The organism is Pseudorhizobium endolithicum (genome assembly GCF_902153245.2).
Classification (GTDB): Bacteria; Pseudomonadota; Alphaproteobacteria; order Rhizobiales; family Rhizobiaceae; genus Neorhizobium; species Neorhizobium endolithicum.
Genome location: NZ_CABFWF030000001.1, coordinates 529,194 through 555,408 on the forward strand (window position 1 = coordinate 529,194; position 26,215 = coordinate 555,408).

Sequence of the window (26,215 nt, forward strand, 5' to 3'; positions counted from 1 at the left end):
ACGCCTCAGAACGCCATGTCGGGCGCGTAGAAGCAGCGCAAGGTATCCTCCGTCGGATAGAGGCAGATGTGATATTCCTCGTCCTTCGAGCGGCGCGCCTCGCTCTGCGGCAGGCTGAAATTGTGCGGACGCGTCACCAGCCGGTGATCGCCGGGGCCGAGCGAGATCTGATAGCCGCCATTGATGATCCGGACGTTCTTCGTCGAGATCATCTGGCAGTCACCGCTGTGGTTGTCGCCATTGCAGCAGAACTTGTCATACTCCCAGCCCGTATGGGCATCGTGGGCAACGGCCGGGGCGGACAAGAGGAAGACCACAAGAAAGGTCAGTGGTGGGTTGCGCATCTGCTCATTCTCCGTTGACGAATGATCAACAGCCGGCGAGCCCCTTTCCTACCCTTGTCACCGGCTGGCATGCACTTGCTTGAGAGGCAGGCTTTCATCGCGCCTGATCCGCTCGCCACGACTGAAGCGGAAAATGTTCCAGCGCCGTGTACTCGCGCTAACCGGAGGTCGCGGAGGAAGTTCCGGCCGCGAGATTTTATCCCTCTGCCTCGCCCCTTCCCTCGCCAGCTGTTTTTTCGCAATGTGGCGAGTCGGAGAACAGGGGTTCCAGAGGATTGCCGAATGTATGAATATGCCGTGGCCTGGGAATGGCTGTCGTTTGCCGCGCGCTGGCTGCACGTAGTCACCGCCATCGCCTGGATCGGCTCGTCCTTTTACTTCATCGCGCTGGACCTGGGGCTGGTGAAGCGGCCGCATCTGCCGGTCGGCGCCTATGGCGAGGAGTGGCAGGTTCATGGTGGCGGCTTCTACCACATCCAGAAATACCTGGTGGCGCCAGCGCAAATGCCGGAGCACCTGACCTGGTTCAAGTGGGAAAGCTACATGACATGGCTTTCCGGCCTCCTGATGCTGGCGATCGTCTACTATGCCGGGGCCGACCTCTTCCTGATCGACCCCCACGTAATGGAGCTTTCGCAGTGGCAGGCGATCGGCATTTCGGTGGCCTCGCTGGCGGTCGGCTGGATCATCTATGATCAGCTCTGCAAGTCGCCGGTCGGCAGGAACACCTGGGGCCTGATGGCGATCCTCTACGCCGTGCTGGTCGCCATGGCCTGGGGCTATACGCAAGTCTTCACCGGCCGCGCCGCCTTCCTCCATCTCGGCGCCTTCACGGCCACCATCATGTCGGCGAACGTCTTCTTCATCATCATCCCGAACCAGAAGGTGGTTGTCGCCGATCTGATCGCGGGCCGGACGCCCGACCCGAAATACGGCGTGATCGCCAAGCAGCGCTCGCTGCACAACAACTACCTGACGCTGCCCGTCATCTTCTTCATGCTGTCGAACCACTACCCGCTGGCGTTTGCGACGGAGTTCAACTGGATCATCGCCGCACTGGTCTTCCTGATGGGGGTCACGATCCGGCACTGGTTCAACACCACCCATGCGCGTAAGGGCAGGCCGACCTGGACCTGGCTCGTCACCCTCCTGCTCTTCATCGCGATCATGTGGCTCTCCACCGTTCCGAAGGTGCTGACGGGGGAGACGGAGGGGGCCGTACTTTCCCCGGTGCAGCAGAAGTTCGCATCGAACGCGCATTTCGAGGCGGCGCGCGACGTCGTCTTGTCGCGCTGTTCCATGTGCCATGCGGCGGAACCGGTTTGGGAAGGGGTGAACTTCCCGCCCAAGTCCGTGAAGCTGGAGACCGACCGGGAGATTGCGGCCCACGCCCGCGAGATATACATCCAGGCGGGCGCAAGCCACGCCATGCCGCCCGGCAACATCACAGAAATTTCGGCCGACGAGCGCCAACTGCTCGCCGCCTGGTATGAAAGCACAGTTTCGCGATGACGAAGACCCTGATCCGCGGCCGCCTGCTCTCCTTCAAGCGCGCGCCGCAGAGCCTGACCGACACCGACAGCTACCATTACGAACATGATGGCGGGCTGCTGATCGAGGACGGCATGATCGCCGCGATCGGCGACTATGCGGAGGTCCGGGCGCAGGCACCGGAGGGCACGCAAGAGATCGACCACCGGCCGCACCTCATCCTGCCGGGGCTGATCGACACCCACCTGCATTTTCCGCAGATGCAGGTGATCGCCTCCTATGCCGGCAGCCTCCTGGAATGGCTGAACACCTACACTTTCCACGAGGAATGCCGCTTCGTCGAAAGCGACCATGCCGCCCGCATCGCCACGCATTTCTACGACGAGATGATCCGCCACGGGACGACGACGGCCGCCGCCTATTGCTCCGTCCACAAGGCCTCGGCCGACGCCTATTTCGCTGAAGCCATGAAGCGCGGCATGTGCATGGTGGGCGGCAAGGTGATGATGGACCGCAACGCGCCGCAGGGCCTGCTCGACACGCCGCAGATGGCCTATGACGAGACGCGGGCGGTGATCGAGCAATGGCACGGCAAGGGGCGCAACCACGTCGCCATCACACCGCGCTTCGCCATCACCTCGACGCCGGAACAGATGGCGGCGGCGCAGGCGCTGGCGGAAGAGTTTCCGGACCTGCACATCCAGACGCACCTGTCGGAAAACCTCGACGAGATCCGTTACACCTCCGAGCTTTATCCGGAGGCGAAGGACTATACCGATATCTACGCGCGCTACGGGCTGCTCGGCCGAAAGACGCTGCTCGGGCACGCCATCCACCTGTCCGGCCGTGAGGCCGACGTCCTGAGCGAGACGGGTGCGGTGGCAGTGCATTGCCCGACCTCCAACCTCTTCATCGGATCCGGGCTCTTTCCGCTGAACGCCATCCGGCGGCGCGAGAAGCCGGTGCGGGTAGCCCTCGCCACCGATATCGGCGGCGGCTCGAGCTATTCCATGCTGCGCACGCTGGACGAGGCCTACAAGATCCAGCAGATCCTCGGGCAGCGGCTGAACCCGCTGGACAGCTTCCACCTGATGACGCGCGGCAATGCCGAGGCGCTGTCGCTCGAGGGCCGCATCGGCACGCTGGACGTCGGCACGGACGCCGACCTGGTGGTGCTCGACGCCGCCGCGACGCCGGCCATGGCGCTCCGGATGGAGACGGTGACTACCCTGCCGGAGGAACTCTTCCTGCTGCAGACCATGGGCGACGACCGCGCGGTGGCGGAGACCTATGTGGCGGGACGGGCGATGAAGAAGGAACACCTTGAACCCAATTTGGGCACATAATGCGGCAACGTGGAACATGACTGAGCTCAGACCCATCCGCAGCGAAGGCGACTACGAGGAGGCGGTGGCGCTCCTCGAGACCCTGTGGGGTTCCGAAACCGGAACGCCCGAGGGCGACAGGCTCGACCTGCTGGTCACCTTGATCGACATCTATGAAAGCGGCCGCGATCCGATTGACCTTCCCGACCCCGTCGATGCGATCGCTTTCCGCATGGAACAGCAGGGCCTTACCCGCAAGGATCTGGAGCCTATCCTCGGCAGCCGCGGCAGGGTCGCAGAAATTCTGAACCGGAAACGCCCGCTCTCGCTCGAGATGATCCGACGTCTCCATGCTGAGTTGGATATCCCGGCCGAAGTGCTGATCCAGCCCATCCGTCCAGCCAAGACGGCTGCGTAAGGAGACCTCAGTTTCCCCCGGTCAGCTATTTTGCCGCCATGACGCTTCGCCTTATGCGCAATGCATACAGCGTACGATTCTGGATGTCTTTTTTGCTGACGCGCCTGAATGACTCATGCTAGCTGACGGTACGTTCTGCCGGGGGAGTACCGATCATGTCCAAGCCGCTGACCATCGCCGATCTGAAGACGCGCGCCCGGCGCCGGGTGCCGAAGATGTTCTTCGACTATGCCGACAGCGGCTCGTGGACGGAAGGCACCTACCGCGCCAACGAGGAGGACTTCGCCAAGGTGAAGCTCCGCCAGCGGGTTCTGGTGGACATGACGAACCGCTCGCTTGCGACGACCATGGTCGGCCAGGAAGCGTCGATGCCGGTGGCGCTCGCACCGACCGGGCTTTGCGGCATGCAACATGCCGACGGCGAAATGCTGGCGGCGAAGGCGGCGGAAGAATTCGGCGTGCCCTTCACGCTCTCCACCATGTCGATCTGCTCGATCGAGGACGTGGCCTCCGTCACCTCCAAGCCCTTCTGGTTCCAGCTCTACGTGATGAAGGACCGCGACTTCATCAACAACCTGATCGACCGCGCCAAGGCCGCGAACTGCTCGGCGCTGATGCTGACGCTCGACCTGCAGATCCTCGGCCAGCGTCACAAGGATCTGCGCAATGGTCTCTCCGCACCGCCGAAGTGGACCGTCCATCATGGCATCCAGTTGGCCACCAAGCCTTTCTGGTGCATGGACATGCTGCGCACCAAGCGCCGCGGCTTCGGCAATATCGTCGGCCACGCGAAGAACGTCTCCGACCTGTCCTCCCTCTCTTCATGGACGGCGGAACAGTTCGACCCCCAACTGTCCTGGAAGGATGTCGCATGGATCAAGGAACGCTGGGGCGGCAAGCTCATCCTCAAGGGCATCCTCGACGAGGAGGACGCCCGCGCCGCAGCCGATAGCGGCGCGGACGCGATTGTGGTCTCCAACCACGGCGGCCGCCAGTTGGACGGCGCGCTGTCGTCGATCAGCATGCTGCCGCGCATCGTCGAGGCGGTCGGCGACAAGATCGAGGTCCACCTCGACGGCGGCATCCGCTCCGGCCAAGACGTGCTGAAGGCGGTGGCTCTCGGCGCCCGCGGCACCTATATCGGCCGTCCCTATCTCTACGGCCTCGGCGCCATGGGCAAGCCCGGCGTGACGACGGCGCTGGAGATCATCCGCAAGGAGATGGACATCACCATGGCGCTCTGCGGCAAGCGGGACATTCAGACGGTGGACCGCAGCGTGATTGCGGAGGTGGGGTTCTGACAGAACCGTGCGCTCCTAGTGGGCGGCGTCAGTCACCCTCTTCCAGCTTCGCCTCGACCTTGTTCCTGCTGTTGCCGACTTCAAGTACGGCGTCCCGGACGGCCGCTTTTGAGACGCCTTCCTTGTGGGCCTCGTAGCGAACTTCATGATCCTGCCCGGCAGCAACGCGGGCGCGATCCTGGGCGCGTCCCCGGTTTGTCTGGCTCATCCTTCAATCCTCCTGAAAACTGTATGCCTCTCCAAAATCCGTGAGGATTCAAAAGGTTCCAGCGCCGCGAAGATGAGCGAGGAGCGCCAGCATGGCCGGGAAGGAAATGCGGGCTTCCTTCGATAGATTCAGCACCAGCCGCCTGCTGAGCCGGGCCGCCGGGCGAGACCTTCGCGCACGAGGATATCCGAGAGCGAGACGCCGTTGCGGCTGATCGCCCGTATTCTCTGTCCGCTGCTGTCCTCGTCGCCGGCATTGGCGGCATGCACTTCGAAGGGGCCGGAATCGAGGAAGGCACGGACGCGCAGCTTCGCGTCGCTTGCCTTGATCCGTTCGGCTTCGCAACGCGGTTTCTTGATATCCGGGACCTCTATCCCGGCGATCCGGATCTTCTGGCCCTTGAGCATGAAGCTGTCCGCCGTGATGACGCAGTCGTCCTGCTTGGCCGTGCCGCAGAGGAAGAACTTCGTCCGGTGACGGTTGCCGGAGACGGGCATGTCCGGCTTCATCGCCGCAGGCGTCGGCGCGGTTCGTCGCTCCGGGGCCGGCCTGCCGATCGGCGCCGGCGGCGCGATCGCCGCCGTCTGCAGTGCATCGGAACGCTGGGGTACACCCTGGCGCTTTTCGCTCCTCTGCGCGGACGTGACGTTCCGCTGCGGAACGGGTGTATCCGGACGAACAGCGGCATTGCTCGGCGACACCGGCTTCGGCTGTAGCTTCAGGGCCGCTGGTCGGGCGGCGACCTTCTGCTCCACGCCGCCCGTCAGATTGCCTGCAAAGCGCCTTAGTTCGGCGGAGTTGTCATAGGCGGCCATACCGGCAACAAGGGCAACGAGCGCGGCACCCCAGAGCCAGGTGGATCCGCCGCGGCCACTGGCGGAACGCTTTTTCCTGCCGCCGCCCCTGCGCTGCGGCTTTCGTCTGGAACTGGCCATGGGGAACCTCTCATCGATTCCGGCGCAGTATCCTCTCCGATGGTTTCCGAAAGGTTTCCGCCGCGGCCGGGAGAGACTCAACTGCCCCGGTAGGTGGAATAGCCGAAGGGCGAGAGAAGCAGCGGCACGTGGTAGTGCGCCGTCGTATCGGCAATGCCGAAACGGATCGGGATCCGGTCGAGGAAGGCCGGCTCCGGTAGCGAATGTCCGGTCGTGCGCAGGTAGTCGCCGGCGTGGAAGATCAGTTCGTACTCGCCCGCCCGGAACGCGTCGTCCGCCAGGATGGGGCCACCGTCGACGCGGCCGTCGGCATTGGTGCTGACCGTCTTCACCTTCTCGCGCCCCTCTCCGGACAGGCGGTAAAGATCGATCTTCAACCCGTTTGCGGGTACGCCGCGGGCGGTGTCGAGGACATGCGTGGTGAGACCGGTCATGGGCTTGGCTCCGAGATCAAGTAAGGCGTGTCGTAGAAAGACTCTTCGAGGTTGTTTTCAGGCCGGTCGCGGTCGACGACCAGGAAATCGCTGGGCGATCCGATCACCATCAGGGGATGATGCCAGACATTGCGGCGGTAGTTGACCCCTTGGTCGCCGCGGGCGAGGAAGACCTGGGGCGCGCCGGGCCGGCCGCCGACATCCTCGGCGACTGCGACCAGAAAGGGGCGCCCCGAGAGCGGCGAAAAGCTCTGGCTGCCGAAGGGATGCCGCTCCATCATGTGGATGGCATAGGGAAACTGCCGGGGCTGGCCGCGAAACAGGCTGATGATGGCGCCCTCGCCTTCCGTCTCGACCATCGCGAGCCGATGAAACCGCTCGGTCGTGCCGTTGTTGATCAGGCGCATGGTGGCCGCATCGGCTTCGATGACATCGCCGAACGGGGCAAAGGCGGCCTTTGTGAGGGGCTTGACGGGAAGATGCTTGGCCATGGTCATTCGCCTTGCGGGCGCCAATGGTGGAGGGCGTTCAGTTGAAGGACCAGATCCGGCAAAGCCTTCCGCACCGTCTCGAAGACAACCGGCAGATCAAGCTTGTAGTAGTCATGCACGACGACATTGCGCATGCCCTTGATCTTGTTCCAGGGGATTTCTGGATGCTCCACCGCGAAGTCGGGATAGTGCTGCATGATCCGCGCGGCTGCGTCTCCGACCAAGACGAGTGTCATTCCGACGGCCATCTGCGTCCGCTCGTCCGCAATGAACTCGTCATACGACATATCCGAAACGAAGCCGTTCGCCTTGACGGCCGCTTCCCTCATCTGAGCGATGTAATCCGTCAGACGATTGGCGGTCATATGGCTTTTGCTTCCGCGAGCACCCGGTCGCGCATCCTGTCGCGTAAAGCGCCTGGAGTGGCTACGTCCACCTTCACCCCGCCAAAAAGCTGCTCCAGCTCTTGCTGCAGTCCGCCGAGATCGAACAAGGTCATGCCGGGCAGCGCATCCACGAGAATGTCGAGATCACTATCCGGGCGATCCTCCCCGCGCGCCACCGAACCGAAGACGCGCGGGTTCGCCGCGTTGAAGCGCTTCGTCGCCTCGCGGATCGCCTCTCGGTTCTTCTCAAGCACCTCTGACGGTCTCATGCCGGTCTCCTTCCGATGAGAATATAGGCGACCGGCGCCAGCGAAGGAAGGAGCCATCCATCGGCGGCTATTCGCCTTGAGGACGCCAATGGCGGAGGGCGTGAAGACGGTCGAGAAGCTCGGGGAGCGAGGTCTGCGTCGTTTCCCAGACAATCTTCATATCGAGGGTGAGGTATCCGTGCGCCGCACGGTTCCGCATGCCGATAATTTGCTGCCACGCGATCTCGGGATGATCGAGAAGCAGCGACGGATAATCGCGATCAAGACGCATCACCGCTTCGCCGAGGATGATGAGAGTCATCCCGACCGCCTTCTGGGTCCGGGCGTCCGTGAGAAAGGTGTCGAAGTCCATTCCGCTCGTGAACTGGCATGCCTCCCGCGCCGCCTGCTCCATCTGTCCAAGGTAGAGCTGAAGCCGTTCGCTCATATGGCCTTCGCTTCGGCGAGGACGCGGCTACGGATGCTCTCGGGCAATTCGCCGGGAGTGAGAAGATCGACCCTTACACCGTTCATGATCGTCGCGAGTTCGGAATAGAGCCCGCCGAGCGTAAACAGGGTGGATCCGGGCAGCGCATCCACGAGAATGTCGAGATCGCTGCCGTCCCTGTCCTCGCCGCGGGCGACCGACCCGAAGACGCGCGGGTTCGCCGCGTTGAAGCGCTTCGTCGCCTCGCGGATCGCCTCGCGATTCTTCTCCAGGACTTCCGACGGTCTCATGGCATCACCTCATATGCCTCCTCAATATAGGCAGGGAAGCGAATTGAGGAAAGCCGCCTCATCCCTCCGGCAGGAGGGCCGCGAGCCTGAGGCCGGCAATGCGTTCCACCTGGGCGCAGGCGGTGTCGAACTCCTCGTCGAGGCCGTTGCCGATACGGCGTTCGAAGGCGGCGAGGATATCGTCCTTGCCGAGCCCTTTCACGGCGATGATAAAGGGGAAGCCGAACTTCTCCGTATAGGCGGTGTTGAGTTCGGTGAAACGGGCGTGCTCCTGAGGGCTCAGCCGGTCTAGGCCGGCGCCCGCCTGCTCCTTGCGGCTGTCCTCGGTGAGTTCGCCGGCAATGGCGAGTTTCCCGGCGAGATCCGGATGGGCGCGCAGGACGCCGAGGCGCTCTTCGCGGGAGGCTTGACGGAAGACCGAGACCAGCGCCTGGTGCAGGCCCTTGGCCGTCAGGGGCACGAAGATCAGGCCCCGGTCGTAGGCGCGCTCTGCGATGAAGGGCGAATGCTCGAAGACGCCGCCGAAGCGGGCGATGAAATCCTCGCGGGCGGTCATGCGGCATCTCCCGGCTTGTGATGCTCGTGCCAGTGGCGGGCAATCTCGATCCGTTGCGGGATCCAGACCTTCTCGTGCGAGAGGACGTATTCGATGAAGCGCCGCAATGCCGCAGCCCGGCCGGGGCGGCCGACGAGGCGGCAGTGGAGGCCGACCGACATCATCTTCGGGGCACCCTCCTGGCCCTCCCGATAAAGGACGTCGAAGGCATCCTTTAGGTAGGTAAAGAACTGGTCGCCCGAGTTGAAGCCCTGGGGCGTGGCGAAGCGCATGTCGTTCGACTCGAGCGTATAGGGGATGATGAGGAACGGCTTGCCGTCCAGCCCCGGCACCCAGTAGGGCAGATCGTCGGCATAGGAGTCGGAGGAGTAGAGGAAGCCGCCCTCCTCCATGACGAGCCTGAGCGTGTTGCCGGACGGCTTGCCCTGGTACATGCCGTAGGGGCGCTCGCCCGCCAGTTCCGTGTGCAGGCGGACGGCTTTGCGGATATGCTCGCGCTCCTTGTCCTCCGAAAAATCCTTGTATTCGAGCCAGCGATAGCCGTGGCTGGCGATTTCCCAGCCGGCCTCCTTCATTGCCGCCACCGCTTCCGGATTGCGCGCCATGGCAAGCGTCACGCCATAGACGGTCGTCTGTACCTTGAGGTCGGTGAACATCCGCCACAGCCGCCAGAAGCCGGCGCGGGAACCGTATTCATAGATCGATTCCATGTTGAGATTGCGCTGGCCGTGCCAAGGAGCGGCACCGACGATCTCCGACAGCAGGCATTCGGAGGCCGGATCGCCGTCGAGAATGCAGCTTTCGCCGCCCTCCTCGTAATTGATGACGAATTGCACCGCGACATACGCGCCGCCGGGCCATTTGGGATCGGGCGGATTGCGGCCGTAGCCGACGAGATTGCGGGGATAATCGTTTGAGGACATCAAATCACCTTGCCGGAATAATGCCCCACGGTAGCCGACCGGTTCGGCCGGTGTCGAGATGAAAGCTAATCGCCTGCCGGTTCACATCCGGCCTCGGCAATCCGCAGATGCTCGGCCGCCGTAAACGACGGCGGCAGGTCCATCGGCCGCCCCTGGACGGCGGCCAGCGCGGCATCCGCAAGCCTGTGGGCGAGCCCGAAGCTGACCTTGAAGCCACCGGTGAGCGCGACGATGGACGGGTGATCGGGGTGCGGACCGACCATCGGCTCGCGGCCGACCGCCTTCGGCCGCAGACCTGCCCAGCGCTCGACGACCGGCGCATCCTCGAGCGCCGGCACCAACCGACGCGCCCGGTCCAGCACGTCGTCCAGCTTGCCATCGGTGGCGAACGCATCGGAGAACTCCTCCTCGCTGGTGCTGCCGATCGCCACCGTTCCGTCATCATGCGGCACGACATAGAGGCCGTTCAGGAAGATCACCGGCTGCGCCGGATCGATGTCGGCCTTCAGGAGCGCAGCCTGTCCCTTGACCGGGCGGCCGAGGGGCAGGCAAGCACGCGGCGCGAGCGCCTGCAGCAGGCGGAATGATCCGTGGCCCGCGGAAAGGATGCAGCGGCCGAAGGCCGCGCTCTCGCCGTTTGCGAAATACGCCCTGTTCGCCACCGGATCGATCCGCTCCACCGGGTGGTTCTCCGCCACCCGGACCCATTGCGACCGGCGAAGGTGCTCGGCGAGTGCCGCCGTCAACAGGCGGGGCGAAACGCGGCCGGAGAGGGTCTCGTGGACGAGACCGGCTTCGCTGAAGCCGCCGCTCACCCATCGGGCATCGGGTGCGGTCTCCAAGACGTTCCAGGCAAAGCTGCGGCCGCCGGCGACCCATCTGCGTGCGGCATCCTCGCCGTTGCGCAGGGCGATGTCGCGCAGATGCGGCTTCGGCAGCGGAATGAGTCGTCCGGACCGGCGGTAGCCCGTGGCAAGGCCCGTCTCCGCTTCGAGCCGCGCGATCTCCTGCTCAAGCGACACCAGCGCCTCGAGCTGGAACTGTTTCTTGTCGTTCCAGCGGTCCGGCGTGTGCGGCATCAGCGCGCCTAGGAGTCCGCCGCTTGCGCCGCTGCCGGTGCGCCCGGCATCGACGAGAAGCGTCGGGATGCCGAGACGATCCGCCTTGACGGCTGCCCACAGCCCCATGACCCCGCCGCCGAGGATGAGGAGATCGGCGGATGCGGGAAGCGATTGACCGGCTCCGCCGGCGGGATTATCGGCTATGGCCATGAGCGGCGAGATTTCCGGAAATTCTGACGGGAGCCTGGAATGGCATGAGGGCGATATGCCCTACTCCACCCAGTTTGGCGACCATTTTTATTGCCGCAGCGACGGCAGGCTCGAATGCGGACACGTCTTCCTGGCCGGCAACGGTCTGCCGGAGCGATGGCTGGCGGCAGCGGACTTCCGCATCGGCGAACTCGGCTTCGGCACCGGGCTGAACTTCTGCGAGACCTGGCGGCAGTGGAAGCTTCACCGTGGCACCGGCACCACGCTGCATTTCACCTCGCTCGAGCTTTACCCGATGCAGGCGGGGGAAATCGACCGGGCGCTGTCGCACTGGCCGGAGATCGATGCGGAGCGCCAGGCGCTGGTGGGGAACTGGCCCGAGAAGCCGGAAGGACGGGTGGACCTCGATCTGGACGGGCAGATGCGGCTGACGGTGGTGATCGGGCCCGCATCCAAGGGCGTTAGGGCGATGCAGGCCGGCTTCGACGCATGGTTCCTCGACGGCTTCGCACCGTCCCGCAACCCGGACATGTGGTCGCCGGAACTGATGCAGGCCATCTACGAACGGACTCTTCCCGGCGGCAGCTTCGCCACCTATGCCGCGGCCGGATTCGTGCGGCGCAACCTGCAGGCAGCGGGGTTTGCGGTGGAAAGACGGCCGGGCTTTGCCGGCAAACGCGAGATGCTGTGCGGGAGGAAATAGGACCCGAGCGGAGTTCTATCGCCGGGATGCGTGTGCCGGCGATCAGCAGGCCTCAAGCCGAGGACGCGGAGGCGGAGGCTTCCCCCAGCCACGCCTTGATCTTCTGCTCCAGCAGTTCGGGGCTGATCGGCTTGGACATGTAGTCGTCCATGCCGGCGGCAAGGCAGAGTTCCTTGTCGCTCTCCAGCGCATGCGCCGTCACGCCGATGATGGGGACATGCCCGCCCGTCTGCTTCTCCAGTTCGCGGATCTTCTGCGTTGCCTGGTGGCCGTTCATGACGGGCATGGAGACGTCCATGAGGATAAGCGCGGGGTCCTTCGCCTGCCAGGCCTCGACGGCTTTGGCGCCGTTCTCGACGATCTCGAAACGCCAGCCGGTCCCCTGCAGGATCTGGGTGAAGACGATCTGGTTGACCTCGTTGTCCTCGGCCACCAGAACGTCGAGCACGGGTACCGAGTGAACCACGGGTGTCGAGGCGAGCAAAGCGGGAGGTTGCGAAGGCATGGGTTCGGGGGCGGACTGGAGAACGGGCGCGGCCGGGGCGGCGCGCCGCTTCATCCGCACGGACCGCACGACATCGATGATGGTGGCGCGAAGGAGATTGGCGCGGGCCGGCTTCATCAGATGCGCCTGGATGTTCAGTTCGGCGAACAGGGTCTCGTCGCCGGCCATGTCCATGGAGGTCAGGAAGATGATGCCCAGGTCGTTGAAGCGCCGGTCGGCGCGGATATGACGGGCCGCGTCGAGACCGTTCATCTCCGGCATGTGGTAGTCGAGCACGACGGCATCGATGACGAGCCCGAGGCGTGATGCCTCGTTCATGAAGGCAAGTCCCTCGGCACCGCCATCGGCGGCCACGGTATCGAACCCCCACATGGTCAGCTGTTCGGTCAGGATGCGGCGGTTGACGGCGTTGTCGTCGATCACCAGCACCCGTGCGCCGGCGGTGTTGATCGGCAGAACCGTGTTGGTGCCGCGCTCGCTGACGACCGGGAACGGCAGGTGTACCGTGAAGACCGAGCCCTTGCCGACCTCGCTCGTCACCTCGATATGGCCGCCGAAGAGTTCGACGAGACCGGCGGTAATGGCAAGGCCGAGCCCTGTCCCCTCGTGACGGCGGGTCGAGGAGGTATCGACCTGCGAGAACTTCTCGAAGACCGACTTCAGCTTCTCGTCGGGAATGCCGAGGCCGGTATCCTCGATCCGCACGGTCAGCATCATGTCGGTATCACTGACGGCCTCCGAGTGGAGGTCGATGAAGACATGCCCCTTCTCGGTGAACTTGATCGCATTGCCGACGAGATTGGTGATGATCTGGCGGAAACGGCCGGCATCGCCGAGTACCGTCTCCTTCACCGACGCGTCGCCGCGGACGATGAGTTCGATGTCCTTCTCCGCAGCGGACGACGAGAGGAGCGTCGCCACGTCCTCGATCGCCTCGACCGGATCGAAGGGGGCCTTGCGCAGCTTCATCTGGCCGGCATCGATCTTGGAGAAGTCGAGGATGTCGTTGATGATCGTCAAAAGCGCGTTGCCCGACTTGACGATAATGTCGATGAAGGTCTTCTGCCGCGTGTCGAGATCCGACTTCGCCAGCAGTTCCGCCATGCCGAGAACGCCGTTCATCGGCGTGCGGATCTCGTGGCTCATATTGGCCAGGAATTCGGATTTCGCCCGGTCGGCCGCCTCGGCGCGGTCTACGAGGCGCGTCAGTTCCGCCTCGCGGTCCTTGACGTCCGTGACATCGGTGAAGACGGCAAGCCAATGCTCGCTGCCGCTAAGCTTGGCCTCGACATTGACCCACTTGCGGCCCTCGATACGGAAGGTCGCCTGGACCGACCGGCCCTCGCTGACGTTTTCCTCCCACCGACGCAGGATCTCCATCGCCTCGTCCGTGGGGCCGAGATCGCCACGCTTGACGCAGAAGCGGAAGACATCGCGCCAGAGCGACCCGGGTGCGCCGAGGCTTTCGGGGATCTCCAGCATCGCCGGCAGCGCGTTGTTGGAGAAGACGATCGTGCCCTCGTGCAGAATGAGCAGGCCCTGCGACATGGCGCTCGTCGCCTCGCGCATCAGGACGCCCTGGCGGTCGAGCGCCTGCTGGGCGGCCCGCACCTCCTCGTCGCGCTTGCGGATGGCGGTGATGTCCATGTAGCTCAGCAGCAGCTTGTTGCCGGAGAGCCTGGTGCCGGAAATGAGGATCACCCGTCCCTGGGCGCTCCTGGCCTCGATCGGAGGCCGCTCGCCCTCCTGCGTCAGGTCCGCGATACGCCGCTGGTAGATTTCCTCGAAGGAAAGAGTGCCGACATCGCCATAGATGCCGTTGTCGAACATAGCCCGCATGAAGTCGCGATAAGGACGGCCGACCAGTTCGAACTGCTCGCCGGCGTCCCAGAAGCCGTAGAAGGCGGGGTTGGCATATTCGAAGACGAAATCGCCATCGAGGATGCCTATGCCAACAGGTATGCCGTGCAGGATCGTCTGCATGTCCTGGCGCAGCTTCTCGGCATGCTCCTTGGCCTGCTTGTAGGGCGTGATGTCGGTGATGGAGCCGACGAGGTGGGGCTGCCCATCCGCGTCGACCACCCGCATCTGGCGGGTGATGACCGGGATGACGCGGCCATCGGGGAAGGTCTTGTCCTCCGCCTTCTCGACCGCCTCTCCCTCGGCGAGGATACGGTCGTTCTCGGTCTGGCTGCGCTCCGCCTTCCAGGGGAACATCTCGGCATCCGTCTTGCCCAGGATGTTCTCGCGCTTGTCGCCGAACATTTCCTCATAGGCGGCATTGACGAATTCGAGGCGCTGCTCGGCATCGCGCATGAAGACCGCGACCGGCAGGTCCTCGAGCACGGCGCGCAGGATCTCGGTCTCGCCGATATTCTTGCGCAGCAGCAGTTCCTGGTCCTTGAAGTCGGTCACATCCGACCGCAGCGTGATGACGAGGCCGTTGTCGAGCCGCTTGTTGACGCTCTTCAGCCAGCGGCCGTCCGAAAGTTGCTCGATGTTTTCCGAATAGGGAAGCCTGAACGTCCTGATGCGCTCCTGCACCCAGACGGACGAGTTGGGAGCCTCCCGGCCAGCGAGGCGCGGACTGTTCCTCACGCTCTTCTCGTAGACCTGCTCGCAGATCTGCGCAAACGTCACGCCGATCCGCAGCCGGACACCGAAGGAATCGAAGAAGTCGCTGAGCTGCGCGTTGTAGTAGACGAGGGTATCGGCCTCGTCGTAGATGCCGATCCCGACATCCAGGAGGTCCAGAGCATCCTCCAGCTGCAATTCCTGATCGTTCCCGTCCCCGGTCATTGCGTTTTCTCCCCCACCCGCGGATTTGAGCACCGCCACCTGACCGGCCTCCCCCGCCGGCTGGAAAGATCCGAACAGATATGTCCGGTCGTCTTCGGTGACGAAGCGCTCGATCGTGATCTCATGGCAGAGCGCGCCGGATGCGTGGAGGCAGCGAACCGTTTCCTCCGTGCCGAAGATCAGCGCACGGCATTCCTTTTCCTTGCGCTCCGGATGCTCCAGAAGCTGCGGTCGGTCGCGTGTCGGGTGACCGACGAGCTCGCGCGGCTCCATGTCGAACAGCGCCGCATAGGCGCGGTTGACGGCGACATAATTGAGCGTGCTGTCCTTGATGAACGCCGGTTCGTGCAGATCTTCGATCCGCGCGCACGCCGTCCTCAGGAGTTCATGCATCTCCACCGTCTCTGCTCCAACCGCATCCGGCCGGCGCCGCAGCGATTCTGTTGTCCTCCGATCCGGCGATAACACCATAGCGAGCGTTAACAAGTTGTTGCCGGAGGCCGGACGAGGCTTCAGTTTCTGCAGATCCTCGAAATTTCCCGCTCAAGGCGCGGCCCTTTCTTTGCCGGCAATCCGCCGCAATGACGGCACAATTCCCGCGATCGGACCGATAGAAAAGAATGCGCTCAATCCAGGCGTGCATCAGCCTGAATGGCTGTTCAGACTACTCCCGCTCCTCTTCCATCAAACTGCCGCCTTTTCCCGTGAGACTTGAACGGTGCCCTGGAAAGGGAAAGGAACAAGAGATGACAGTCCTGAAGAAAAGCGCTTCCGCAGGCCTCGCCGCGCTCACCCTGGCCGGCGCCATGATGGCGACCGTACCGGCTGCGCAGGCCGGTGGCCGGCACAACGACGAAGTCTGGGCAGGCGTCGCGGCAGGCCTTGCCGGCGGCATTATCGGTGGCGCCATCGCGTCCCAGCCGCGCCGCGTCTATGTCGAGCCGGAGTATGAATATGCGCCGCCTCCGCCGCCGGTCTACCGCCGCACCTATTATCGTGCCGCGCCGCCCTGCCATTACGAATGGGTGGAGAACGAATGGGGCGAAGCTTATCGCGCCCGTGTCTGCTACTGACGGACACCATTGATCCCATACGCAAGGCCCGTATCCGAAATCCGGATGCGGGCCTTCTTTTTGCGCTTGCGAAATCACAGCTTGACTTTCGGGCGCCCATCCACCACATGAGGCTCAGCTTTCACCTTCCGGCCGCCGCGTGAGCTGGCCCTGCGACAACCGATCGCGAAGAAGGAACAAGGCGCACAGACAGATCGCCCTCGCTCTCTGAGGGTTTACGCGCTGGGAAGCAATTTCCAACACACAAGTTCCCACTTCACGCGGGGTTCTTGACGCCAAGGGCAAACCGGACGGCATGGTGCCGTGGCCGGTCGTGCGTCTTTGGCGCCCCGAAAAGGTATTCGACTTGACGAATTTCCATGAGCTTGGCCTCGCCAAGCACCTCGTAGCCACCCTTTCCTCGCTCGGTTACGAGAACCCGACGCCGATCCAGGCGGAGGCCATCCCCCATCTTCTCCAGGGCCGGGATCTGATCGGCCTTGCCCAGACGGGCACCGGCAAGACGGCCGCCTTCGGCCTGCCGCTGATCGAGATGCTGTCGAAGGACCCGAAGCGTCCCGACAACCGCACGACGCGGACCCTCATCCTTGCGCCGACGCGCGAGTTGGTGAATCAGATCGCGACGAACCTGAAGAGCTACGTCCGCGGCATGCCGCTGAAGATCAATTCGGTGGTCGGCGGCGCCTCGATCAACAAGCAGCAGCAGATGCTGGAACGCGGCACGGACATCCTCGTCGCTACCCCGGGCCGGCTGCTGGACCTCATCGCCCGCAAGGCGATCGGCCTGACCACGGTCCGCTATCTCGTCCTCGACGAGGCGGACCAGATGCTCGACCTCGGCTTCATTCATGACCTGCGCAAGATTTCGAAGATGGTGCCGAAGAAGCGCCAGACCTTGCTCTTCTCCGCCACCATGCCGAAGGCGATCGCCGAACTGGCCGGCGACTACCTGACCGATCCGATCCAGGTCTCCGTGACGCCTCCGGGCAAGGCTGCTGACAAGGTCGAGCAGTACGTCCACTTCCTCGGCGGAAAGAACGACAAGACGGAACTCCTGAAGAAGACGCTGACCGCAAATCCCGATGGTCGCGCGATTGTCTTCATGCGCACCAAGCACACCGCCGAGAAGCTGATGAAGCATCTCGACCAGGTCGGTTACTCGGTTGCCTCGATCCATGGCAACAAGAGCCAGGGCCAGCGCGAGCGGGCTCTGAAGGGTTTCCGCGATGGCGAAATCCAGACGCTGATCGCGACCGACGTCGCGGCCCGCGGCATCGACATCCCGGGCGTCACGCATGTCTTCAACTACGACCTGCCGGAAGTGCCGGATGCGTATGTCCACCGGATCGGACGTACAGCTCGTGCTGGCCGTGACGGGATTGCGATCGCCTTCTGCACGTCGGAAGAGACCGGCCTGCTGCGCGACATCGAGAAGCTGATGGGGATCGAGATCACCACGGCTTCCGGAGAGCGCCCGGAGGGGCTCAACCGCCCGGCGCGCGGCAACAACAACCGGGGCGGCAATCGCGGCCGTGGCAACGGCCAGCCGGCCGGTGGTGAAGGACGCCCGCAGCAGCGCAAGCGTCCGGCCCGCAAGCCGTTCTTTGCCGCGGAAGGCGGCGAAGGTCGCGGTGATGGCCAGGAGCGGGGCGCCCAGCCTCAGGCCAACCGCCCAGCCCGCAAGGACCCCCGCAAGGGCAATGCTCCGGCAGCGCACGGTGCCCACGAAAGCGCCAACCAGCGCAACCGCAACGGCCATGGCCGGCCCGCACAGAAGGCCAGCGGCAATCCCGGTCCGGTTCGCTTCGGCGGCGGCAACGAAGGCCGCAGCCGCCGTCCGGCCTGAGCGGTTCGCTCGCCCAGACAGGATACGAGGGAGGCCGCCGTTGCGGCCTCTCTCCGTTTCGGCTACTTGACCGCTGAATTGCCTCCATCGGCAAACAGCGCCGTGCCGGCAACAAAGCTCGCCATCGGCCCGGCGAGGAAGAGCGCAGCCCGCGCGATCTCCTCCGGCTGCGCGATCCGCTTCAACGCATGCAGCCCCGCCGCCCACTCCTTCTGTGCCCCATCACCCGCGGCTGGCGTATCGACGCCGCCCGGCAGCAGCGCGTTGGCCCGGATGTTGCGGGAGCCGTAGTCGGCGGTGATCCCCTTCACCAGTCCCATGAGCCCGGCCTTGGCTGAAGCATAGGCTCCCATGTTCGGGATACCCACGCTCGTTCCGACGAAGGTGGAGGTGAAGATGATCGACCCGCCGCCCCGTTCCAGCATGGCCGGTATCTGCCGCCTCGCCCCGAGGAAAGCTCCCGTGAGATTGACGGAGAGCGTCTCGTCCCACTCCTGCGGCTCCACCTCCGCAAGCGGCCTGTAAGGACCGACGGATCCGGCATTGTTGAAGGCGATGTCGAGGCCGCCGAACACCTCGCGTGCCGCCTCGACCATCCGGACATGCGTCTCGTCCCGGCCGACATCGCCGGCCACCGCGCAGGCCCGCCCGCCGGCGGCTTCGATCTCCTCCACCACGGCACGGAGGTTTTCGGGGCGGCGGGCGTTGAGCACGACAGCCGCGCCTTCGGCCGCAAACAGTCTCGCGGCGGCCCGACCGATTCCGCTGGACGCGCCGGTGATGATGGCAACCTTGTTCTCAAGCATCTGGATCTCCTTTTCCGTTGAGACCCATTGCCTAACGAGGAGCGGAGTCGACCGACACCCGTTTCATGACCCGAAAAGGGTCCGGTCACCCCTTGCGGTTCACCATGTAGACGCCGGCGACGACGATGGCGGTGCCGACGATCATCGGCAGCGTCAGCGGCTCGCCGAACAGGAAGAAAGCCTCGATGGCCACGACCGGCGGCATCAGGTAGATCAGCGAGGCGGCGCGGGAGACCTGGCCGCGGCGGATGAGGTAGAGGAGCAGGCCGACGGCTCCCATCGAGATGCCGAAGACCGACCAGGCCATCGCGAAGATCGCCTCCCCGGTCCAGTCGAAGCGGAGATCCTCCACCAGAAGCGCCAGCGGCAGCGTGACGACGAAGGCGCCGATGAACTGCAGCACGGCGATGGAGAGAAGGTCCCCCTGCTGCAGGTGCCGCTTCTGGTACAGCGTGCCGTAGGTGACGGAAAACATCGCCAGCAGATTGACCAGCACCGGGAAGCCGAGCCCTGCCAGCCCCTTCGCGACCGTATCGAGAAGCTGCGGCGAGATGGCGATGAGGATGCCCATGAAGCCGACGACGATGCCGATCTTCTGGCGGGGCCGCAGCCGTTCGCTGATCAGGAGCGGCGCCATGGCGGCGGTCAGCAGCGGCTGAAGGCCGGCGATGATGCCGGAAAGTCCCGCCGGCACCCCCTGCCCGATCGCCCACCAGACGCCGGCGAGATAGAGGCCGTGCAGGAAGACGCCGGAGACAATGCCGTGCCAGACGGCAGACCGTTCACGCGGCCAGGCTGCACCGACGGCAAGGCAGAGGCCGGTGAAGGCGATCGCCGCCAGCGCATGCCGGGCTGCCATGAAGGTGAGCGGATCGGCGTGCGCCACGGCGAACTTGGCGACCAGCCAGCCGGTGGACCAGAGGAGGACGAAGAGGGCCGGAGCCAGGCGGTCGAGCATGCGAGAATTCCGGCACGAGCGGCATCGCCGCGGGAAAGGCTTCCATAGGAAGGCGGCGCCGCACGGTCAAAGCAGAAAATCTGACAGGTCGGATCAGCGCCGTTGAGGCTCGCGGAACGGGATCGGTCCGCAGGCCCTTGCCCGCCACCAGGCCATAGCCCGTGCACCTTCCGCGGGTTCGCGTCGGGGAGCGGCCGCCCACTTTACCGGCTATTCCGCCGCACAGGGTGGCGGTGCCAGCTGCCGCAGGCGGGCGCGGAGGACGTTGTAGGCTGCCTGCATCATGTCCATGTCCTGCTGCTGGCTGAGGGCAGCGAGAGCGATCATCAGGTTGCCCACCGAGGTAGGCACGTCTTCGGGCTCCCGCTCGAACGCCTTGTGCAAGAGCTTGTAACCGGCATCCTCGGCGCCGCCCAGGTCCCGGTAGAGCGCCAGCGACGCCTGCAGCATCTGGAGCCGGAAATCGGGCTGCCTTCCGTCGCGCGACGCCTGCTCCAGCTGCAGAAGCTTTATGGTCCGGTTCTGGATTTCACTCATGACGCCCCCGCCTATAATCCGCGGCAAGACCATAATGGGAGCGGTTTTACAGCTGGTTAAAACACTTGCTCTTCGTCAGGTACGATCGATCCGCTGCGGCAGGCTCGCCACAAGCCCGGCACCACCTCCGGATGATCTAGTCGACAGGAAGGAGCGCGAGGCATGCTGGTCGGACAATCGCTGTTCCAGTCGGTGCTGACCCGGCTGGACGAAGAAGACAAAGGAGAGGACGACGCATCCGCCGCGCCCGCCTTCCGGCTGGCCGGGCTCAGCGCCGGCTTCGTTGCCTCGACGACGTATGAAAACGCGCCGGAGGCGGTCCAGGTGCCGGATTCCTATCTCGAGCTCTTGTCCGACATGCCGCCGCCCAAGCCCGAAACCGGTCCGGAGCCTCCGGCGCGGGAACCGGAGCCGCCGCCGGTGCCGGCGTACCTCCTGCGCCTTTCCGAGGCGGAGATCGCCGAAGACCTCGCCATCGCCGCAGCCGATACGGCCGAAACGCTGGCTGAGAAGCGCCGCCGCTTTGCCAGAAACAATCACCCGGACCTTGTGCCGGAAATCTTCCGGGCCAGGGCGACGCTCAGGATGAAGACGGCGAACCTCCTGATCGACCGGGCCGTGAAGGATCTTTACTGGCGCTCGTCCTGAGCGCCCCCGCCGGACGAGTGGCCGCCCGTTCCCCTGCGATGGAATTCATAGAAAAGCTTGTAGGCGGCGTAGAGGCCGAGACCGCCGACAATCGTGCCCCAGAGCGGTGCGCCGCTCCAGAATTCCAACCCAGACCAGGCCAGGCACACGCCGACGATCAGCAGCCTTGCCCAGAGCGGCCGGTAGAACGGGTGGTCGAGATCGATCATTCTTTTACTCTCCTGCCGCCTGAAGCGGCGTCCGCAGGGCAAGGATATCCCCGTCTATGCGCGAAAACGCAAGCCCGAGATGGCCTTCGTAGACGAGTGCCGGCTCGTCCGCCACGACCTCCACCTGCGGCATTCCCGAAAGGCGCACGACATGGGTCTGCGCCAGCCCTTCCTGGATACCCGACTGCAGGAGATCGTAATAGCGCATGCCGGGACCCGTGATGAAGACCGGCATGTGGCCATGCAGGCTCAAGAGCCGCGAGATGCCGTTGCCGAGCGCGATGCCCGCCTGGCGGAAGGCAAACCCCGCCATGCGCTGGCCCTGGCGGGCCCGCACGGCGATCTTGTCGACCTCCGACAGCGGAACGATCTTGGCCGGGACCGTGTCGAGCGGCACTTCGAACGCAGCCCGCAGAACGGCATAGAAGCCGGCATAGGCCTCGATGCAGCCCCGCGCACCGCAACGGCACAATGCGCCGCCCGGTATGTGCAGCATGTGCCCGAAGTTCGGCGCGGAGAGTTCCGTCTCGCCCTCCCGGAGCGTCCTCGCGATGCCGAGACCGATGCTGTGCCCGAGCGAAATGGCCGCGAGATTGGCGGGCGGCACGGCGCCATGGGCCAGACGCTGCTGCAAGGCCTTCGCCACCAGCAGCGTTTCGTTGTTCAGGACGGCCTTGGCTCCCCATTCATGGCCGAGCGCCACCCGAAAATCGACTGCCCTGGAGCCCAGCATCGGCGACCAGACGAGCACCGGTGCCTCCGGACTGACGAGCCCCTTGCTGCTGATCGAGACGAGGAGAACCTCTTCGGGATCGACGGCCGACCGCTCAGCCGCCCGTTTCAGGCCGGCGGAAATCGCCGCGACGAATTCCTCCGGCGATCCCTCGCGGCGTATCTCCGCGAAACGGTCGAGCAGCGTCCCGGCATAGTCCACCAGGGAATACTGGATGGCATCGGAGGAGATGATGACGGTGATGAGATAGCCGCAGCCGCGCCTCTGGCTGAACAGGACCCGCGGCCGTCCGCGGCCGGTGGCAGCCTGCTGCTCGCTCTTCTCGATGATGGCGCAGCGCTCGAGATCGGCCGTTATGGCGGAGACCGTGGCCGAGGAGAGGCCCGTAGCTTCCGAGATCTGTGTGTGCGACAGCCGGCCCTGCCGGCGCAGCACCGAAAGGACCAGGGCGCTGTTCTGTTGCCGGACCAGCTCGGTGCTCGACTTGGCCAGCATCTATGCCTGCGTCTCCCTCGGGTTTCTCATCCGATAGTCTAAGAGGCGGCATCACTCAATCCACCTGATTGACTCCCCTGAAAATCTCTGACAGTTAATTTCTCGACTGTCGAGAAAAAAGCGATCCTGCTTTGACCGGCAGCTAATCTGGCGGGGGGAGAGCACGGAGGCTTTGGCCATCCGCCGTCACTCGGGAGGACAATATGAAGTCGATCGTCAAGCTGATGGCCGGAGCAGCCATCGTCGTTTCCATGCAGACCGCAGCGCTTGCCCAGGAACTGGTCGTGGGCGTCTCCTGGTCCAACTTCCAGGAGGAGCGCTGGAAGACGGACGAGGCCGCCATCAAGGGGGCCCTCGAGGCAGCCGGCGCGAAGTATATCTCGGCCGACGCCCAGTCGTCCGCCGCCAAGCAACTCACCGACGTCGAGTCGCTGATCTCGCAGGGCGCCAATGCCCTGATCGTTCTGGCGCAGGATTCCGACGCCATCGGCCCGGCCATCGAGAAGGCGACCGCCGAAGGCATTCCAGTGGTCGGCTACGACCGCCTGATCGAGAACCCGGAGGCCTTCTACATCACCTTCGACAACAAGGAAGTCGGCCGCATGCAGGCCCGCGAAGTATTCAAGGTGGCGCCCGAAGGCAACTACGTCTTCATCAAGGGTTCCTCGTCCGATCCGAATGCCGACTTCCTCTTCTCCGGTCAGTTGGAAGTGCTGAAGGAGGCCATGGACGCCGGCAAGATCAAGAATGTCGGCGAGGCCTATACCGACGGCTGGAAGCCGGAAAATGCCCAGAAGAACATGGAGCAGTTCCTGACGGCCAACAACAACGAGGTCGACGCTGTCGTCGCCTCGAACGACGGCACCGCCGGCGGCGCGATTGCCGCGCTCGACGCACAGGGTCTCGCAGGCTCCGTTCCGGTCTCCGGCCAGGATGCCGACAAGGCGGCGCTGAACCGTGTTGCGCTCGGCACGCAGACCGTTTCCGTCTGGAAGGACTCCCGTGAACTCGGCAAGAATGCCGCCGAGATCGCACTGGCGCTTGCCGGCGGCAAGACCATGGACGAGATCCCGAACGTGCAGACCTTCACCGGCGGGCCGAAGGGCGCCGAGATGAAGTCGGTCTTCCTCGCACCGCTGCCGATCACCAAGGACAACCTCAACGTTGTCATCGAGGCCGGCTGGATCAGCAAGGAAGAAGCCTGCCAGGGCGTGAAGGCCGGCTCGGTCGCCGCCTGCGACTGATCCGCAGCCTGAACCGGAAGATCCCGGCGTTACCGCCCAGGCCGTAACGCCGGGTTTCGTCATGAGGAGGCAGTTCGGACGAACTGCCCGCAGCCGGCGCGATCGAATCCGAAAGACAGGGCGATCGTCGCGTCCAAGAGGTGGGGAACGGCAGGAATGGCCGATACGATGCATTCTACGACAACCAGCGGACCGCGACAGTCGGACGCCAACCTGGTGACGCGCTTCTTTCGCGCCACCGAGATCGATACGCGCCTGCTCGGCATGGTCGGCGCCCTGCTGATCATCTGGCTGGGCTTCCACTTCCTCACCGGCGGACTATTCCTGACCCCCCGCAATCTTTGGAACCTGACCGTCCAGACCTCCTCCGTGGCGGTGATGGCGACGGGCATGGTCCTGGTGATCGTCACCCGCAACATCGACCTCTCGGTGGGTTCGATCCTCGGCTTCACCGGCATGATCATGGGCGTGATGCAGGCGCAGATCCTGCCGCAACTGCTGGGCTTCGACCACCCCGCCATCTGGATCCTCGCGCTTGCCGCCGGTCTCGTGGTGGGCGGACTGATCGGCACGTTGCACGGCGCCATCATCGCCTTCCTCGGCGTCCCCTCCTTCATCGTCACGCTCGGCGGGCTGCTGGTCTGGCGCGGTGCCACCTGGTTCGTCACGAGCGGCCAGACGGTCGCCCCGATGAACGCCACCTTCCGCCTCATGGGCGGCGGCACCGAGGGTTCGATCGGCGCCACCTGGAGCTGGGTGGTCGGCGTGGTAGCCTGCCTGGCCATCGTCGCGGCGATCGTCAACGCCCGCCGCCAGCGCAAGCGCTTCGCCTTTCCGCGCAAGCCCGTCTGGGCCGAATACGTGATCGGGGCGATCGGCTGCCTGATCGTGCTCGGGGTCGTGATGGTCGCCAACAGCTACTACTGGCCCGTCGCCATCGCCCGCCGCCATGCCGAGGCGAACGGCATCGATTGGCCCGAGGGCGGGCTGTTGATCTCGCACGGGATCGCCGTGCCGGTGCTGATCGCCATCGCCGTCGGCATCGTCATGACCTTCATCGCAACGCGGCTGCGCTTCGGCCGCTATGTCTTCGCCATCGGCGGCAATCCCGAGGCGGCAGAGCTCGCCGGCATCAAGACCCGCTGGGTGACGATCCGCATCTTCGCGCTGATGGGCATGCTCTGCGCCATCGCCGCCGCCATCTCCACGGCTCGCCTCAACGCGGCCACCAATGCCCAGGGCGAACTCGACGAACTCTACACCATCGCCGCCGCCGTGATCGGAGGAACCTCGCTCTCCGGCGGCATGGGCACGATCGCCGGCGCCATGCTCGGGGCGCTCGTCATGCAGTCCCTCCAGTCCGGCATGGTCCTGCTCGGCATCGACACGCCGCTGCAGCGCATCGTCGTCGGCGCCGTCCTGGTGCTCGCCGTCTGGCTCGACACCGTCTATCGCGCCCGCGCAAAGTAACAGGAGTTTCATCGTGACGGACCAACACACTCCGCTCGTGGAAATGAGGAACATTTCCATCTCCTTCGGCGGGATCCATGCCGTGGAGAATGCCAGCATCGATCTCTATCCGGGCGAGGTCGTCGCCCTGCTCGGCCACAACGGCGCAGGCAAGTCGACGCTGATCAAGATCCTGTCCGGCGCCTACCGCCGGGATGCGGGCGAGATCCTCATCAACGGGGAGCCCGCCGACATCAAGAACCCGCGCGACGCCAAGAAATTCGGCATCGAGACGATCTACCAGACGCTCGCCGTGGCCGACAACGTCGATGCCGCCGCCAACCTTTATCTGGGACGCGAACTGCAGACGCCCTGGGGCACGCTGGACGACGTCGCCATGGAGGCCAACGCCCGCAAGGTGATGGGGCGCCTCAACCCCAACTTCAAGCGCTTCAAGGAGCCGGTGAAGGCGCTGTCAGGCGGCCAGCGGCAGTCGGTGGCGATCGCCCGCGCGATTCTCTTCGACGCCCGCATCCTGATCATGGACGAGCCGACCGCCGCCCTCGGCCCCCACGAGACGGCCCAGGTGGGCGATCTCATCAAGCAGCTGAAGCGGGAGGGGATCGGCATCTTCCTGATCAGCCACGACATCCACGACGTCTTCGACCTCGCCGACCGCGTCTTCGTGATGAAGAACGGTCAGGTCGTCGGGCATGCCCGGACCGAGGACGTGACCAAGGATGAAGTGCTCGGCATGATCATCCTCGGCAAGTGCCCGCCCGGTGCGACACCCGGACCGGGCGCCATGATGGTGGCTTGAGCGGACCAGCCCCTCTCCGTCCCCACCGCGGCCGGCGGGCGGCTTTAGAGGCCGCTCCAGCCCGCCTCGATTTTTCCGCGTCCCTTCCCGCGATGGGGCATTGATGCGGGCGACGTCCTGGGGTAAGGAAGCACCCATCGGAGCGGCGGGCCAGACTCGCCGGCGGTTAGCACCCGTAGCTCAGCTGGATAGAGTGTTGGATTCCGATTCCAAAGGTCACAGGTTCGAATCCTGTCGGGTGCGCCATTTCTTCTCGTGTCCGACCCGGAGACATAGGTAACAGACTGTACCTAAGACATGGGTGACAACCTCGTGCCGAAC

General features: G+C 64.6%; 29 protein-coding genes and 1 tRNA gene. 12 read left to right on the forward strand and 18 right to left on the reverse strand.

Translation table 11 applies throughout. The features are described 5' to 3' along the window. Nucleotides 1-5: 5 nt before the first annotated feature. The gene (locus RTCK_RS02720; protein ID WP_142591360.1) at nt 6-344 is read right to left on the reverse strand and encodes a hypothetical protein; all 339 of its coding nucleotides are present in this window, start codon (nt 342-344) and stop codon (nt 6-8) included. A 282-nt stretch (nt 345-626) separates the two neighbouring features. Between RTCK_RS02720 and puuD the strand changes: the two genes are divergently transcribed. The 4 genes from puuD (at nt 627) to RTCK_RS02740 (ending at nt 4,879) form a co-directional block, all read left to right on the forward strand. Further along, nucleotides 627-1,856, forward strand: coding sequence for a urate hydroxylase PuuD (gene puuD / locus RTCK_RS02725; protein ID WP_142591362.1), 1,230 nt, complete (start codon nt 627-629; stop codon nt 1,854-1,856). Next, nucleotides 1,853-3,181 carry a guanine deaminase gene (guaD, locus tag RTCK_RS02730; protein WP_142591364.1) on the forward strand — a complete coding sequence of 443 codons (1,329 nt, stop codon included), beginning with the start codon at nt 1,853-1,855 and terminating at the stop codon, nt 3,179-3,181. Before puuD ends, guaD begins: the two co-directional genes overlap by 4 nt. 16 nt (nt 3,182-3,197) lie before the next feature. Next, a complete protein-coding gene (locus tag RTCK_RS02735; protein WP_142591366.1) occupies nt 3,198-3,578 on the forward strand; it encodes a helix-turn-helix domain-containing protein in 381 nt (126 codons plus the stop codon). 155 nt (nt 3,579-3,733) lie between these two features. Beyond that, nucleotides 3,734-4,879, forward strand: coding sequence for an alpha-hydroxy acid oxidase (locus tag RTCK_RS02740; protein ID WP_142591368.1), 1,146 nt, complete (start codon nt 3,734-3,736; stop codon nt 4,877-4,879). A 28-nt stretch (nt 4,880-4,907) separates the two neighbouring features. Here the strand turns inward: RTCK_RS02740 and RTCK_RS02745 are convergent, their stop codons facing one another. The 11 genes from RTCK_RS02745 to RTCK_RS02795 all read right to left on the reverse strand — a co-directional run bounded on the left by RTCK_RS02745 (nt 4,908) and on the right by RTCK_RS02795 (nt 11,069). Continuing rightward, on the reverse strand, nt 4,908-5,087 hold the full coding sequence (locus tag RTCK_RS02745; RefSeq protein WP_142591370.1) for a DUF3606 domain-containing protein: 180 nt from the start codon (nt 5,085-5,087) through the stop codon (nt 4,908-4,910). A gap of 128 nt (nt 5,088-5,215) precedes the next feature. Continuing rightward, nucleotides 5,216-6,022 carry a hypothetical protein gene (locus RTCK_RS02750; protein WP_142591372.1) on the reverse strand — a complete coding sequence of 269 codons (807 nt, stop codon included), beginning with the start codon at nt 6,020-6,022 and terminating at the stop codon, nt 5,216-5,218. Between the two features lie 77 nt (nt 6,023-6,099). Further along, complete coding sequence (uraH, locus tag RTCK_RS02755) at nt 6,100-6,456, reverse strand: hydroxyisourate hydrolase (protein ID WP_142591374.1); 357 nt, start codon at nt 6,454-6,456, stop codon at nt 6,100-6,102. Then, nucleotides 6,453-6,947: an ureidoglycolate lyase gene (locus RTCK_RS02760; RefSeq protein ID WP_142591376.1), complete on the reverse strand. Its 495-nt coding sequence runs from the start codon at nt 6,945-6,947 to the stop codon at nt 6,453-6,455. Before RTCK_RS02760 ends, uraH begins: the two co-directional genes overlap by 4 nt. Before the next feature lie 2 nt (nt 6,948-6,949). Beyond that, complete coding sequence (locus tag RTCK_RS02765) at nt 6,950-7,312, reverse strand: HepT-like ribonuclease domain-containing protein (protein ID WP_142591377.1); 363 nt, start codon at nt 7,310-7,312, stop codon at nt 6,950-6,952. Next, a complete protein-coding gene (locus RTCK_RS02770) occupies nt 7,309-7,602 on the reverse strand; it encodes a nucleotidyltransferase family protein (RefSeq protein ID WP_142591379.1) in 294 nt (97 codons plus the stop codon). The genes RTCK_RS02765 and RTCK_RS02770 overlap by 4 nt, the downstream gene beginning before the upstream one ends. A gap of 67 nt (nt 7,603-7,669) precedes the next feature. Continuing rightward, nucleotides 7,670-8,029, reverse strand: a complete 360-nt coding sequence (locus RTCK_RS02775) for a HepT-like ribonuclease domain-containing protein (RefSeq protein ID WP_142591381.1) — start codon at nt 8,027-8,029, stop codon at nt 7,670-7,672. Continuing rightward, nucleotides 8,026-8,319, reverse strand: a complete 294-nt coding sequence (locus RTCK_RS02780) for a nucleotidyltransferase family protein (protein ID WP_142591383.1) — start codon at nt 8,317-8,319, stop codon at nt 8,026-8,028. Before RTCK_RS02780 ends, RTCK_RS02775 begins: the two co-directional genes overlap by 4 nt. Before the next feature lie 58 nt (nt 8,320-8,377). Continuing rightward, nucleotides 8,378-8,875 carry a 2-oxo-4-hydroxy-4-carboxy-5-ureidoimidazoline decarboxylase gene (gene uraD / locus RTCK_RS02785; protein ID WP_142591385.1) on the reverse strand — a complete coding sequence of 166 codons (498 nt, stop codon included), beginning with the start codon at nt 8,873-8,875 and terminating at the stop codon, nt 8,378-8,380. Further along, a complete protein-coding gene (gene puuE, locus RTCK_RS02790) occupies nt 8,872-9,798 on the reverse strand; it encodes an allantoinase PuuE (protein WP_142591387.1) in 927 nt (308 codons plus the stop codon). The genes uraD and puuE overlap by 4 nt, the downstream gene beginning before the upstream one ends. A 65-nt stretch (nt 9,799-9,863) precedes the next feature. Further along, nucleotides 9,864-11,069, reverse strand: coding sequence for an NAD(P)/FAD-dependent oxidoreductase (locus tag RTCK_RS02795; RefSeq protein WP_142591389.1), 1,206 nt, complete (start codon nt 11,067-11,069; stop codon nt 9,864-9,866). On the opposite strand from RTCK_RS02795, the gene mnmD reads away from it, so the two are divergent. Continuing rightward, on the forward strand, nt 11,062-11,772 hold the full coding sequence (mnmD, locus tag RTCK_RS02800) for a tRNA (5-methylaminomethyl-2-thiouridine)(34)-methyltransferase MnmD (RefSeq protein ID WP_142591391.1): 711 nt from the start codon (nt 11,062-11,064) through the stop codon (nt 11,770-11,772). The two genes, RTCK_RS02795 and mnmD, sit on opposite strands and share 8 nt — an antisense overlap. 52 nt (nt 11,773-11,824) lie before the next feature. Here mnmD and RTCK_RS02805 read toward each other — a convergent pair whose 3' ends face one another. Beyond that, on the reverse strand, nt 11,825-15,469 hold the full coding sequence (locus RTCK_RS02805; protein ID WP_142591393.1) for a response regulator: 3,645 nt from the start codon (nt 15,467-15,469) through the stop codon (nt 11,825-11,827). Nucleotides 15,470-15,822: 353 nt separating this feature from the next. Between RTCK_RS02805 and RTCK_RS02810 the strand changes: the two genes are divergently transcribed. Then, on the forward strand, nt 15,823-16,149 hold the full coding sequence (locus RTCK_RS02810; protein WP_142519975.1) for a hypothetical protein: 327 nt from the start codon (nt 15,823-15,825) through the stop codon (nt 16,147-16,149). Nucleotides 16,150-16,444: 295 nt separating this feature from the next. Then, nucleotides 16,445-17,995, forward strand: a complete 1,551-nt coding sequence (locus tag RTCK_RS02815; RefSeq protein ID WP_185927880.1) for a DEAD/DEAH box helicase — start codon at nt 16,445-16,447, stop codon at nt 17,993-17,995. 62 nt (nt 17,996-18,057) lie between these two features. Here RTCK_RS02815 and RTCK_RS02820 read toward each other — a convergent pair whose 3' ends face one another. From RTCK_RS02820 to RTCK_RS02830, 3 genes are all read right to left on the reverse strand, one after another. Beyond that, nucleotides 18,058-18,807: an SDR family oxidoreductase gene (locus RTCK_RS02820; RefSeq protein WP_142591397.1), complete on the reverse strand. Its 750-nt coding sequence runs from the start codon at nt 18,805-18,807 to the stop codon at nt 18,058-18,060. 79 nt (nt 18,808-18,886) lie between these two features. Next, complete coding sequence (locus tag RTCK_RS02825) at nt 18,887-19,759, reverse strand: DMT family transporter (protein WP_142591398.1); 873 nt, start codon at nt 19,757-19,759, stop codon at nt 18,887-18,889. A 210-nt stretch (nt 19,760-19,969) separates the two neighbouring features. Beyond that, nucleotides 19,970-20,296 (reverse strand): hypothetical protein, encoded by a 327-nt coding sequence (locus RTCK_RS02830; protein WP_142591400.1) that lies wholly within the window; start codon nt 20,294-20,296, stop codon nt 19,970-19,972. Between the two features lie 162 nt (nt 20,297-20,458). On the opposite strand from RTCK_RS02830, the gene RTCK_RS02835 reads away from it, so the two are divergent. Further along, on the forward strand, nt 20,459-20,944 hold the full coding sequence (locus tag RTCK_RS02835; protein ID WP_142591402.1) for a hypothetical protein: 486 nt from the start codon (nt 20,459-20,461) through the stop codon (nt 20,942-20,944). Here RTCK_RS02835 and RTCK_RS02840 read toward each other — a convergent pair. After that, nucleotides 20,926-21,153, reverse strand: a complete 228-nt coding sequence (locus RTCK_RS02840) for a DUF3329 domain-containing protein (RefSeq protein ID WP_185927881.1) — start codon at nt 21,151-21,153, stop codon at nt 20,926-20,928. The genes RTCK_RS02835 and RTCK_RS02840 overlap by 19 nt on opposite strands. Before the next feature lie 4 nt (nt 21,154-21,157). After that, the gene (locus RTCK_RS02845) at nt 21,158-22,381 is read right to left on the reverse strand and encodes an ROK family transcriptional regulator (protein ID WP_142591404.1); all 1,224 of its coding nucleotides are present in this window, start codon (nt 22,379-22,381) and stop codon (nt 21,158-21,160) included. Between the two features lie 203 nt (nt 22,382-22,584). Here RTCK_RS02845 and xylF point away from each other — a divergent pair, with 203 nt between their 5' ends. From xylF to RTCK_RS02865, 4 genes are all read left to right on the forward strand, one after another. Beyond that, nucleotides 22,585-23,625 (forward strand): D-xylose ABC transporter substrate-binding protein, encoded by a 1,041-nt coding sequence (xylF, locus tag RTCK_RS02850; protein WP_142519968.1) that lies wholly within the window; start codon nt 22,585-22,587, stop codon nt 23,623-23,625. A gap of 156 nt (nt 23,626-23,781) precedes the next feature. Next, complete coding sequence (locus tag RTCK_RS02855) at nt 23,782-25,095, forward strand: sugar ABC transporter permease (protein WP_142519967.1); 1,314 nt, start codon at nt 23,782-23,784, stop codon at nt 25,093-25,095. 13 nt (nt 25,096-25,108) lie between these two features. Then, nucleotides 25,109-25,894, forward strand: coding sequence for an ATP-binding cassette domain-containing protein (locus RTCK_RS02860; RefSeq protein ID WP_142519966.1), 786 nt, complete (start codon nt 25,109-25,111; stop codon nt 25,892-25,894). 169 nt (nt 25,895-26,063) lie between these two features. Continuing rightward, nucleotides 26,064-26,140: transfer RNA gene (locus RTCK_RS02865), tRNA-Arg, on the forward strand. The last annotated feature ends 75 nt before the right edge of the window (nt 26,141-26,215 follow it).